10 protein-coding genes are annotated in these 11884 nt (G+C 60.7%); 4 read left to right on the top strand and 6 right to left on the bottom strand.

Annotation, left to right across the window (positions count from 1 at the left end):
* Window positions 1–165: 165 nt before the first annotated feature.
* The gene (locus NW835_RS07305) at window positions 166–840 is read right to left on the bottom strand and encodes a DUF3386 domain-containing protein (protein ID WP_414414920.1); all 675 of its coding nucleotides are present in this window, start codon (window positions 838–840) and stop codon (window positions 166–168) included.
* Between the two features lie 313 nt (window positions 841–1153).
* Between NW835_RS07305 and mutL the strand changes: the two genes are divergently transcribed.
* Window positions 1154–2914, top strand: coding sequence for a DNA mismatch repair endonuclease MutL (mutL, locus tag NW835_RS07300; protein WP_414414919.1), 1761 nt, complete (start codon window positions 1154–1156; stop codon window positions 2912–2914).
* Window positions 2915–2951: 37 nt separating this feature from the next.
* Window positions 2952–3809, top strand: coding sequence for a vitamin K epoxide reductase family protein (locus tag NW835_RS07295; RefSeq protein WP_414364017.1), 858 nt, complete (start codon window positions 2952–2954; stop codon window positions 3807–3809).
* On the opposite strand, the gene NW835_RS07290 is transcribed toward NW835_RS07295, so the two are convergent.
* From NW835_RS07290 to NW835_RS07275, 4 genes are all read right to left on the bottom strand, one after another.
* Complete coding sequence (locus NW835_RS07290; protein WP_414414918.1) at window positions 3779–4897, bottom strand: diguanylate cyclase; 1119 nt, start codon at window positions 4895–4897, stop codon at window positions 3779–3781. The two genes, NW835_RS07295 and NW835_RS07290, sit on opposite strands and share 31 nt — an antisense overlap.
* Window positions 4898–4946: 49 nt before the next feature.
* Window positions 4947–5834: a photosystem I biogenesis protein BtpA gene (gene btpA, locus NW835_RS07285; RefSeq protein WP_414364019.1), complete on the bottom strand. Its 888-nt coding sequence runs from the start codon at window positions 5832–5834 to the stop codon at window positions 4947–4949.
* 12 nt (window positions 5835–5846) lie between these two features.
* Entirely contained in the window at window positions 5847–6977 is a 1131-nt protein-coding gene (locus NW835_RS07280) for a quinone-dependent dihydroorotate dehydrogenase (RefSeq protein WP_414364020.1), read from the bottom strand.
* A 135-nt stretch (window positions 6978–7112) separates the two neighbouring features.
* Complete coding sequence (locus NW835_RS07275) at window positions 7113–8366, bottom strand: ABC transporter substrate-binding protein (RefSeq protein WP_414364021.1); 1254 nt, start codon at window positions 8364–8366, stop codon at window positions 7113–7115.
* Window positions 8367–8597: 231 nt separating this feature from the next.
* Between NW835_RS07275 and NW835_RS07270 the strand changes: the two genes are divergently transcribed.
* Both NW835_RS07270 and NW835_RS07265 read left to right on the top strand, forming a co-directional pair.
* Entirely contained in the window at window positions 8598–9416 is an 819-nt protein-coding gene (locus tag NW835_RS07270) for an ABC transporter ATP-binding protein (RefSeq protein ID WP_414364022.1), read from the top strand.
* A complete protein-coding gene (locus tag NW835_RS07265) occupies window positions 9413–10120 on the top strand; it encodes an ABC transporter ATP-binding protein (RefSeq protein WP_414414917.1) in 708 nt (235 codons plus the stop codon). Before NW835_RS07270 ends, NW835_RS07265 begins: the two co-directional genes overlap by 4 nt.
* 40 nt (window positions 10121–10160) lie before the next feature.
* Here the strand turns inward: NW835_RS07265 and recN are convergent, their stop codons facing one another.
* Entirely contained in the window at window positions 10161–11852 is a 1692-nt protein-coding gene (recN, locus tag NW835_RS07260) for a DNA repair protein RecN (RefSeq protein WP_414414916.1), read from the bottom strand.
* Window positions 11853–11884: the final 32 nt, after the last annotated feature.

Below are 11884 nucleotides of genomic sequence, written 5' to 3'. Positions count from 1 at the left end.
AACTAGCTGACTAGACTGCTTTTCACCCCCTGGTCTTCACCAGGGGGTTTTCTTCCTGCTTGAGGGCCGGGGCTTGGCTCTTTCCCACACAGATGGGCATACTGGGGAAAGCCCACCTGGCCTTGGCGGTTGATGCTGGGCGGTTTGCTGCTTTAAAGAGAAAACTTATTTTCCCAGCCATTCGAAAAATCGAATATTTGAGAAGAGGAAAAGCTGAGGCGATGCACTTTTTTTGCCATCCTGCTCTTCCCAAATTCTTCTCTCAACTGGAATCCAATACCGACCTATTTTTTGATAACGATCTTCATAGATCATCTTTGCTTGAGTTTTTTCTTCGGTTCCTGGGCTACCATACTCAGCAGTGTAGTGAGTGGGTAGGTAGCCCTCACCTGTATCGTAAAACTCTTGAACTGAGACTGTAATTGTCCGATTGGCAAGATGGCGATGCACCCTTTGAATGTGCTTGTCCTGAACCCAGTACCTATCGGTAGAAGATAAGCCCGAAACAAGAACTTCAGTGATGTCTGAATTTTGTGGCTCTCCATAGACAAAGGTGTGGCCACCGTGTTCTTCGTCGAAGGAATGACGAACGCGATGCACCATGATTTCCCACATCTGTTCCCTTATTTTCTGGCGGATCTCCTCGTCCTCGACGCCGGCAATATCAATCTTCATGTTGCGGTCAATACTCACAACTCCTGAGAAGGAGAGGCTGCTGTCACCTTCTTTGGGAAAGTAGGCTATCTCAGCTTGGTAGCCAGGAAAGTCCTTATCCCAGGTGTAGCGATTCTCAAAGGCCTCTCTAAACAGCTCTTTGGCCGGAGCCTGCTGTGCTGCCATAATCTCCCCCTTAATGAGAAATTTTATTATTTAAATCCTAGTAGAGGCCGGTGACTGGGGTTGGGATTTTAAGGTTTCCTTTAACTGTCCACCCACTCAGCTCTCTTTTTCTCGGAGCTCTTGGCGGTTGCCAACGGGTAGGGGGGCAGAGCAGCAATCCTTCACTTTGCCTGAGAGGGCCCTTGAAGTTAATGAAAATTATTAGCAAGGCGCTGTCCACCGGCAACAGAGAGAGAGCTAAGCTAAAGCTCGACGCTGTTGGCCTTTCGGCGACAGGCTGGCAGGAAGAGGGTCTGCTTTCTCAACTCACTCCATGTCCAAAATCCAGCCCCTGAACCCAGAGCGGATCGCCCAGATGGCCGCGGGAGAGGTGATTGACTCGCTGGAGGCGGCCCTACGGGAGTTGCTGGAAAATGCCCTCGATGCTCAGGCCACCCGCATTCAGGTAGAGATTTGGCCCAGTCGCTGGCAGGTGCGGGTGGCCGATAATGGGCAAGGGATCCCAGGTTCGGAGTTGGAGCAGGTGGCTCGCCGCCACACCACCAGCAAGTTAGATGGGCGTAGCCTGGGGTTTCGGGGCGAAGCCCTGCACAGCCTGGCCCGCCTGGGATCCCTGACGATTCAGACCCGCCATGCTGCGGATGCCCACGGCTGGCTGGCCGCCTACGACCGCCAAGGGGAGCTGACCCACAGGCAACCAGCAGCCATGGCCTTGGGAACGGTGGTCACGGTGGCGGATTTGTTTGCCGATTGGCCCTTGCGCCGCCGCTCCCTGCCCCAGACTCGCCCGCTCTTGACACTGGTGCAGAATGCAGCCTTGGCCCATCCTTGGGTGAGTTGGCAGGTGCGCCAGGAGGGGCAACTGTTGCTCAGCCTGTGGCCGGGCCAGTCTTTGCAAGATCTGCTGCTACAAGTGTTACCGCAGGTGGATCCCTCGGATCTGCGCTACCGACGGATCCGAGAGGGGGACAGCGATTGGGAAATGGTGCTGGGCTTGCCGGATCGCCGGCATCGCCCCCGCCCCGATTGGATCCGCGTGGCCGTCAACGGGCGCTTTGTGCAGATGCCGGAGTGGCAACGGCTAATCCAGTCAGTCTTTCAGCACGCCTTGCCCCGCCACCGCTACCCGCTGGTGGTGGTGCACCTGCGCTTGCCGCCAGAGCAGGTGGACTGGAATCGCCATCCTGCCAAGAGCGAGCTCTATCTCCAGGATCCGGAGATCCGACAGGAGCAATTGCGCCAGCACTTGCACGCTCTTCTCCAATCGGGATCTGGCCAAGCCAGCCGCCGCTCGGTGCATCTCATCCGGGCCAGCGAGGCCAAGTCGGTTTATGAGGCCAGCCGGCAGCCCCATCTTCCCTTCAACCCAGCTCCTGCTGCTCCCGCTTGCTCGGCTCCCTCCCTGCCCTCTCTTAGGGCCCTGGCCCAACTGCACCGAATCTACATCCTGGCGGAGCACCCTCAGGGGCTATGGCTGGTGGAACAGCACCTGGCCCACGAGCGGGTGCGCTACGAGTACATCCAACGCCATTGGCAGCCGGTGGAGCTGGAGACGCCGGTCATGCTGGAGGGACTATCCCCCCAAGCCGTGGAGCAGTTGGAGCAATTAGGGCTGGAGCCGGAACCCTTTGGCCCCAACACCTATCTGGTGCGCCGCCTGCCTCTGGCCCTGTGGTCGGAAGATCCCAAGGAGATTCAGGGATCCCTCCTGGAGCTGAGCCGCTGTGCTGACCTCGAATCAGCTCAAGTGGCGGTGGCCTGTCGTGGCGCCCTGCGCAATGGGATCCCCCTTACCCTGGAGCAGATGCAACAGTTGCTGGAGGCCTGGCAGCGCACCGCCAATCCCCACACTTGTCCCCATGGCCGGCCAGTGTATCTGGCTCTGGCCGAAAAAGATCTGGCCCGCTACTTTCGTCGCCGCTGGGGGATCTGCGACCGGCCTATTTCCAACTCCAAGATGGGATCTATTTGGGAGCTGGAGCCACTGGGGGATAGGTTTGCTGCCCAAGTGCGGCGCTCAGCCGGCTCTTCTGCCTCGGATCCCACGGACGAGGCCAACGCTGCCCCACTATAATCGGGGGTGTCCATCTGCTGGAACGCTCTAGAACCCCATGGCCTTCTACCTCAAACTCAGAACCCAAGAAGAGACCTGGCTGCAGCGCCATGCTCGTCCCATCTTGGCAACCTTGGCCAGCTTGGGATCCCTGTTGACGGCCTACCTCACCTACACCAAGCTGACCGATCAGCCTGCCGCTTTCTGCACGGGGGATGGGGGGTGTGACCTGGTGCTCTCCAGCCGTTGGGCAGAGTTTTTGGGGATCCCGACGGCAACAGTTGGCCTGCTGGGGTTTTTGGGGGTCTTGGCGCTGGCGGTGCTGCCGGATGGGATCCCGCTGGTGAAGCGGTGGCGCTGGCCGGCCCTGTTTGGTCTGGTTTCCGCCATGACCGCCTTTGAAATGTACATGCTCTACCTGATGGTGGGGGTGCTGCGGCAATTTTGTCTGTATTGCACCACCGCCATAGTCTTGGTGGCCGGCCTGTGGGCGGTAACCCTGCTGGGCCACCGCTGGCTGGATTGGGGCAAGCTGGCCTTTAGCTACATTCTCGTGAGCTTTCTCACCTTGGTGACCACCATTGGGGTGTATGCCAACCAAGTTCCTCCCCCCAGCCCCCTGGCGGCAGGGTTGGCGGCCCACCTGCGGCAGATCGGCGGCACCATGTACGGGGCCTACTGGTGCCCCCATTGTCAGGAGCAGAAAGAGCTGTTTGGGTCGGCCTTTGCCCAAGTGCCTTACGTGGAGTGCTCCCCCAACGGTCCCGGTACGCCCCAAGCCCAGGCATGCACAGAAGCAGGGATCACCAGCTATCCCACCTGGATCATCAACGGCCGCACCTACGTGGGGCTGCGCTCGCTGGAAGCCTTGGCGGCAGCTTCCGGCTACCCTCTCGAGCCCGGCGGAGGACAGTAGTTCTCCAGTAGCGATGGCAGGAAGAGGCGTACACAGTTTCGCCCGGCTTGCTTGGCCTGGTAGAGGGCCTCGTCCGCTCGCTGGAGAGCAGCTTCTGGATCTAAGGGGTCATCTTCGCTGATAACGATCCCGCCAATGCTAATGGTGACAGGCAGGCTGCGTTTGGGCGAAACGTCAATTGGCCGGCTGGCGATGGCCCGGCGCAGAGACTCGGCGTAGCGGTGGCAGTGGGCGGGGTTGAGCCCAGGGGTGACGCAGACAAATTCTTCGCCGCCGTAGCGGTAGAGCAGGCTGGAGGGACGCAGTTGATTGTGCAGCCGCCCAACAAGGGCCTGCAACACGCAGTCGCCGATGAAGTGGCCGTAGGTGTCGTTGACCTGCTTGAAGTAATCCACATCCATCATCAGCAGGCAGAGATAGCGATAGCGGGCTTGCCCACGGGGCCCCACCTGCTTGAGTAAATGGGGCAACGCCTGGTCGAGAGCGCGGCGGTTCAAGGCTCCAGTCAAGGGATCCGTCAAAGACAGAGACTCCAACAGCTCGTTGCGGGCCCGCAGTTGCCGGTTGGCCTGGGCCAGAGCTCGGGTGAGCCGCTGCAGGCGCAGTCCCGCCCGTACCCGGGCCCGCAGCTCCTCAGCCTCGACCGGCTTAACGATAAACTCGTCCGCCCCTGCATCCAGCCCCTGCACCCGATCCTCAACTTCGGAGCGGGCGGTGAGCAAAAGGAAGTAGACAAACTGGCCGGCAGCGGAGTGCTTCAGACGGCGACAGAGCTCTACTCCAGACAAACCCGGCATGACCCAGTCGCAGATGATCAAATCCGGCCATTCGCTTTCATCCAGGGTCTGCAGGTGCTCCCAGGCCAACTGGCCGCTTTCCCAGCTTTCCACCCGGTAGTTGGAGCTTTTGAGGACTTCGCCGATGTAACGACCGTTCACCGGGTCATCGTCGATGACCCAAATGCAGGGAACCTGAGCCGGCACGTGGCTCCACGAAACTTCCTCCAAGGGCAAGGGCTCCGTCCCACCAACGGGAGCGGAAACCAAGCTGGGGGAAGGCTGCCAGCCTTCGAGTTCAGCCGACAACATGAGGAGAAACCCTGATACGACGAAGTAATGCCAATTCTATCCCTGAGGTCTAGCTGCAGCTAGAGCTGGGAGTGGCCAGGCAAGCCGGATTGGCGGGCTGTTCGCCCAGGCCAAGGTGCAATGCTTCCACAAACTGCCGCACCCGGATGGGGTCGATGAGGGGAAAGGGATCCGCACAGCCCACCGGCATGCCGGCGGAACGGGCCGGCCGTTTCAGAGAACTGGCCACAATCACGCCATCCGCGTGGCGGATGAGGGTGCCGATGTTTTCGGCGGTGGCCCCTGAGCCAATCAACAGAGGTACCTGAGGGGCAACTTGGCGGGCCAGCTTCAAATCTTCCAGAAGAGGCGGTTTTCCGGTGGCCCAGCCGGAGAGAACAATGGCATCGGCTAGGCCGCGCTCCACCGTGTCGGCGATAGCCGCCTCCAGGCTAATGGGACTTAGGGGCTGAGCGTGCTTCACCAGCACATCGGCAAAGATCTTGATGTCGGCCCCCAGCTCGCGGCGGTAGCGCAGCAGGCGGTGGGCATTTCCCTCAATGATGCCCTGGTCGGTCACCATCGCCCCGCAGAGGACATTGACCCGGATAAACTGGGCCCCCACACAGGCGGCAATGGCTAGGGCGCTGTAGCCATCGTTGCGCAGGACGTTGATCCCGATGGGCAGGGAGACCAGCATTTTCAGTCGCTGGACAACTGCGGTCATGGCGCTCACCACCGCCGCATCCACCTGCTCCTTGGCAAAGGGCGCATCGTAAAAGTTCTCGACGAGGATCCCATCTACTCCTCCTGCTGCCAAGGCCGTGGCAGCCTGCTCCGCCTGAGCGATCACCCACTCCAGGTCGCCGCCCCAACGGGGGGAGGTGGGAAGCGGCAACAGATGAACCACCCCAATAACTGGATGGGGGGTTTTGAACAGGTGTTGCAGCAGGTTCACCGGCAAGTTCCCTCAGGGATCCATAACAATCTTACGCCCGGATTGGATCCCTGGCGGCATTCTCTCCGAGGAGAAAGGGGCGGGATTCCTGGCAGCGGCCAGGCCGCGCAACAGGCGGGGAACTAGGCTTGGCCCTTCATAGGCCCAGCCGGTATAGACCTGGAGCAGGCTGGCCCCGGCCTCCAGTTTCTCCAGGGCGTCGGCCAGAGTGAAAATGCCCCCCACTCCAATAATCGGCAATTGCCCCTGGGTGGCTTGGTGAATGTAGCGGATCACCTGGGTGGAGCGCTGTCGCAGGGGGGCGCCGCTGATGCCGCCGGCTGCCGTAGCGAGGGGCCCCAGGCCGGGCAGGAAGCGGGTTTTCAGGTTGTCGCGGCGCAGGGTAGTGTTGGTGGCTACAATCCCCGCCAGTCCGTAGGCTTGGGCCAGCTCCAGGATGGCGTCAATTGCTGGCCAATCCAAGTCAGGGGCAATCTTCACCAAAAGGGGCTTCTGTCCGCGATTTTCCCCCTGCAACGTCGCTAGGATGGGCGCCAACTGCTCGGCAGCCTGCAGGGATCGCAATCCCGCCGTGTTGGGGGAGCTGACGTTGACCACAAAATAGTCTCCCAGCTCCCGCAACAGACGAAAGCTGGCCAGGTAGTCGGCAGCCGCCGCCTCCAGGGGGGTGGCCTTCCCTTTGCCCAGGTTGATGCCAATGGGAATGAGACGTTGGCGCAGCCGGCGCAGCCGTTCGGCCAGAGCTGCCGCCCCCTGGTTGTTGAAGCCCATGTGGTTGAGAGCAGCCCGATCCTGGGGCAACTGGAACAGGCGCGGCTTGGGGTTGCCCGGCTGGGGCTGAGGAGTGACGGTGCCCACCTCCACAAAGCCAAAGCCCAAGCTGGGCCAGACGGCCAAAGCGTGACCATCCTTGTCAAAGCCCGCCGCCAGGCCGATGGGATTGGGGAAGGTGAGGCCCCAGAGCCGTACTTCTAGCCGGGGATCCCGATAGCAGAACAGGCGCTCCAAAAGAGCCAGGATCCCGGTAGCCTGGGTGGCGTCCAGCCACTCCAGGGCGCGCAAGAGCCCCACCTTGACCGCTTCCGGGTCAGCCCTCAGGCCCGAAAAAAGCAAGGGCCGCAGCACATCTCGGTACAGGTTCACAGCAAAGACTTGCTCCCCTCCTGTTGATCTTCCCCAAAAAACAGGGGCCTGCAAAAGTCTTCTCTGCAGACCCCCGCTTTTGAGCTTAGGCGGGAACTGGCCCGGCCAAGCCGAGCACCACCGGCCTAAAGACTCTTAGCCTTCCGGCTCAAACACCTGCAAATCCACGATCTTTCCTTCTTTAAAAGTCCAGTGGGCAAAGGTTCCAGCCACGTCTCCCTTCTCGTCGAAGTTCAGCGAGCCGGAAGCACCGGTGTAGTCAATGTCCTCCCCTTTCTTGAGTAGCTCCACCGCCTTGGCCCACTCTCCTGGCAGGATCTCGGTGCCGGGGGGATTGGCCACTTGCCGCAGAGCATCGCGGATGGCGGTGCCATCGGTGCTGCCGGCCTTTTGAATGGCCAGAGCCAAGAGGAAGGCGGCGTCGTAGGCGGTGTCAATGTAAGGCGTGGGGGGCAGCTCCCCGTAGGTAGTTTTGTAGGCTTCGGCAAAGCTCTGGTAAGCCTTGCTATCGGTGAGGGCCTGGGGCGAAGTGCCGATGGATCCCTCAAGCTTGTCCGCCCCCACCTGGGTGGCCAGATCGGGAGAGCGCATGCCGTCTGTGAAGACAAAGCGGTCAAATAGCCCCCCTTCCAAAGCCTGCCGCAGGATAACCGCACCATTTTCTGGATAGCCAATAACCACTAGGGCCTGGGGATCCCCTTCCTTGAGCTGATCCAGCTCGCCGCGGTAGGAGGCTTTGCCGGGCTCGTAGGGGACAGCCTTGGTGATCTTGCCTCCCTGCTTCTCAAAGGCTGCCTTGAAGCTGTCGGCCAGCCCTTGGCCGTAGTCGTTGTTGATGTAGATAACCGCCAGGCGATCCAGCTTCTCTTCGCGGGTAATTTGCGCCAGGGCTACCCCTTGGAAAGCATCGGAAGGAACGGTGCGGAACAGGAAGTCATTGTCGTCCAAGGTGGTGATGCTGGGAGCAGTAGAAGCGGGCGAAATCTGCGGAATCTTGCTGGGAACTGTTACTGTTGTGGCCACTGGGATGGTAACGCCACTGCCCAAAGCACCAATAATGGCGGCCACCTTCTCCACATTCACGAGCCGCTGGGCAGCATCGATAGCCGGCTGGGCTGAGGTTTGGTCATCCGCCTCCACCACTTGGATTTGGGATCCGAGGACGCCGCCAGCAGCGTTGATCTGATCCAGGGCCAGCTTGATGCCCTTGAGGCAGTTTTCCCCATAGGCTTGCAGGTCGCCTGTCAAAGACAGCAGCGCTCCAATTTTGATCGGGGTTTGGGCTGCTTGCTGAGCTGTGCTCGGCAGCAGGGTGGTGGCCAGCGCCGCCGCCGTCAGAGCTGCCGCCGTTGCGAAGGCCCGCCGGGTCAGTTTGTGCACAGAGGACATAACCAAGAACCTCCAATGAGGGAATAAAACTGCGATTCCCAAAAGTTGATGGTACAGAAGCAGACGTTGGCTCACCTCGGAGAGTTCCCTCCTAGAGTCAGCCCAACCCCCAAGGAGTAGCTTTTTGGCAAACCTATTCCCGAGTTTGGTTAAATAGGGCTCGCTATCCTACGATAAAAGTTCATACAATGGCGGATCCGTTGGGTAATCGAGTTTTCCCAGAGCAGCAGCGTGATTGTTATCGACAACATCTCCAAACAGTTTGGCGGCGTCAATGCCCTGGATCGCTGTTCCTTCCGCATCGAAGCTGGCCGGATCACGGGCTTGATCGGCCCCAACGGGGCGGGGAAAACAACTCTTTTTAACATCATTGCCGGGTTTATTCGACCCAGCAGCGGCCGCATTTGGCTGGATGGGGAAGATGTCACCGGCCTGCCTCCCCACCGCCTGTTCCACCGCGGGCTGGTGCGCACCTTCCAGATCCCGCGGGAGTTTGGCCGCATGACCGTTCTAGAAAACTTGATGGTCGTCCCTCCTGAGCAGGCGGGGGAGAACCTGTTCAACACCTGGTTCCGCTGGCGACGCGTGCAACGGCAAGAGCGCCAGCTTCAGGCTCGGGCTGAAGAAGTTTTGGAACGGCTCAACCTCATCCACCTACGCGATCAACTGGCGGTCAACCTTTCCGGCGGACAAAAGAAGCTGCTGGAACTGGGACGTACTCTAATGGCGAACGCGCGGGTCATCCTCTTGGACGAGCCAGGGGCTGGTGTCAACCGCACCCTGCTGGCGGACTTGATGTGCTTTATCGAGTACCTCAACCGTGAGCGCGGCTGCACCTTCTGCATCATCGAACACGACCTGGATCTGGTGACTCGCCTTTGCCACCATGTGGTGGTCATGGCGGGGGGGAGGGTGCTGACGCAGGGATCCATGCAGGAAATCAAGCAAAACCCAGCCGTGCGTGAGGCCTATCTCGGATCCATTGCCCTGGCGGATGCCCTCAGCTCTGGGCCGGCCTCCACCGTCTCGCCGGAGGGATCCCCCCCATGACCCCTTTGCTAGAGATTCAAGATCTCTACAGCGGCTACCGCGGCGTGGACATCCTCAAAGGGATCCGCCTCAAGGTCAATCCGGGCCAAATTGTGGTCATCATCGGCCCCAACGGCGCGGGCAAATCCACGGTGCTCAAGTCCCTCTTTGGGTTGGCCACCATCCACTCTGGCCGGGTGCTCTTCCAAGGCTCTGACATCACCCATCTCCCTGCCGAGCAACTGGTGCGGCGGGGGATTGGCTTTGTGCCCCAAACCAACAATGTCTTTCCCTCCCTCACGGTGCAGGAAAACCTGGAGATGGGGGCCTTTATCCGGCGCGATAACTACACTGCCCAACTGGAGCGGGTTTATGAGCTGTTTCCGCCCCTAAAGGAGAAGCGAAAGCAAGCGGCGGGATCCCTTTCCGGTGGGCAGCGGCAGATGCTGGCCATGGGGCGGGCGTTGATGACAGAGCCCCGGCTGTTGTTACTGGACGAGCCCACTGCTGGCCTGTCGCCCCTGTACGTTGAGCAGACCTTTGCTCTCCTGCAGGAGATCAACCGCCTTGGCGTCAGTATCCTGATGGTGGAGCAAAATGCCAAGCAGGCTCTGGCTATAGCGGACTGGGGCTACGTCTTGTCCATGGGAGAAAACCGCTTTGAGGATACTGGCCCCAACCTGTTGCGCAATCCCCAAGTGCTGGAGCTGTTTTTGGGGGGCTGAGGCCCTCACCTCCAGCCCCTCTCTTCGAGGGAGAGGGGAGCTAAGCGGAGCTGGCCAGTTGGACTGCCTGCTTGAGAAGGGCTTCCACAAAGCCCATTGCCTCCTGGGCGGAGTGGCCAGCGGCCAGTTGGGCCAATTCCTCCCGGCGCTCCCTCTCTCCCAGAGGATCCACCCGCACGCAGGTCCGCCCTTCTTGCACCACTTTGTAAACCCGCAGGTGGTGATCGGCTAGGGCGGCAATCAGGGGTTGGTGGGTAACGCAGAGAACTTGGTGGTTCCGGGCCAGCTGGTGCAATTTGGCGGCGATGGCCTGCGCCACCTTGCCGGATACGCCAACGTCGATCTCGTCAAAAACCAGGGTAGCCACCGGATCCACGCCGCTGAACACCGCCTTTAAGGCCAGTAGAAAACGGCTCATCTCGCCGCCGGAGGCAATCTCCGCCAGGGGTTGCAGGGGCTCGCCGGGGTTGGGGCTAAACCAAAAGCTCACCTGATCCACCCCTTCGGCGGTGGGGGATCCTGGCTGGATTTGCACCTGGAATTGCACGCCGCTCATCCCCAGGGGCCTGAGCTCCTCAATGAGGGCCTTTTCCAGTTTCCGGGCCGCCTGCTGCCGCAGGTGGGAAAGCACCTGGCAGTGGCGCTCCAGCTCCTGGGCTGCCTGGTCTAGCCGCGCCTCTAGTTCCTCCAAGTCGGTGTTCTCGTGCCGCAGTTGGGCCAACTCTGCCTGCACCCGCTGCGCGTGGGCCATCACCTCGGCCAGGGTGGGGCCGTATTTGCGGCAGGCCTGGCGCAGTTGGGCAAGGCGCCGTTCAATTTTGTTTAGCCGACTGGGATCTGCTTCCAGGGTCTCGCCGTAGCGCAGCAGCTCCCGTCCGGCCTCCTCCACCTGAACGAGGGCGCTGCTAACCAGTTCGAGGAGGGGAGTTAGGTCGGGATCCCGTTGAGCCATGCTCTGCAGCAACCGCTCGGCTTGGGCCAACAAGTCAGCAATAGCTGGCGAGCCGCTGTCGTTTTGGTAGAGCAGTTGGTGGAGGGCATAGCTCTGCTGCTGCAGTTCCACGCAGTGGGCTAGGCGCTCCCGCTCCCGCTCCAATTTGGTCAGTTCGCCGGGATCCTCTAGGCGCAGGGCAGCCAGTTCTTGGGCTTGCAACTCCAGGAGATCCAGCCGCTGCAGCCGCAGTTGTTGGTTTTGTTGGCGGGATGCTATCTCTGCTTTGAGCTGGCTCCAGGTTTGGTAGCAAGCTGCCACCTCTAGGCGCAGGCGCAACAGCTCTTCGCCGCCAAAGGCATCCAGCCAGCGGCGCTGAGTTTGGGGCAACTGGAGCTGGATTGTCTGACCCTGGGCGGTGATCTCCATCAGGTGGGAGCGCAGGCTGAGCATCTGAGCCTTGTTCACCAGCACCCCGTTGACTCGCAGGCGGCTGCTGAGCTTGCCGTTGCGCACCCCCAGCTCGCGGCTGCAGACCAGGCCTTCTTCCAAAGGCTCAATTTGCTCCTGCTCTAGCCAGGCCTCCAGGGCGGCCGTGGGCTGGAAAACGGCTTCCACTAGGCCCCGCTCGCTGCCGCTGCGCAGAGTGCGAGCTGGCCCCCCTAGCGCGGCATCGAGAGCCTCGAGAATGATAGATTTGCCTGCCCCTGTTTCTCCCGTGAGTACATTCAGCCCCGCCCGAAAGGGGATCTCCAACTGCTCGATGAGGGCGAAGTTCTCGATCCGCAACAGGCGCAACATAGGGATCCCGTTGGCCGTCCTGTCTCAGGTTA

Source organism: Synechococcus sp. OH2 (assembly GCF_047462155.1).
Classification (GTDB): domain Bacteria; phylum Cyanobacteriota; class Cyanobacteriia; order Thermostichales; family Thermostichaceae; genus Thermostichus.
Note: the sequence above shows the minus strand (reverse complement) of the source record. Positions and strands in the feature narration are given on the sequence as shown.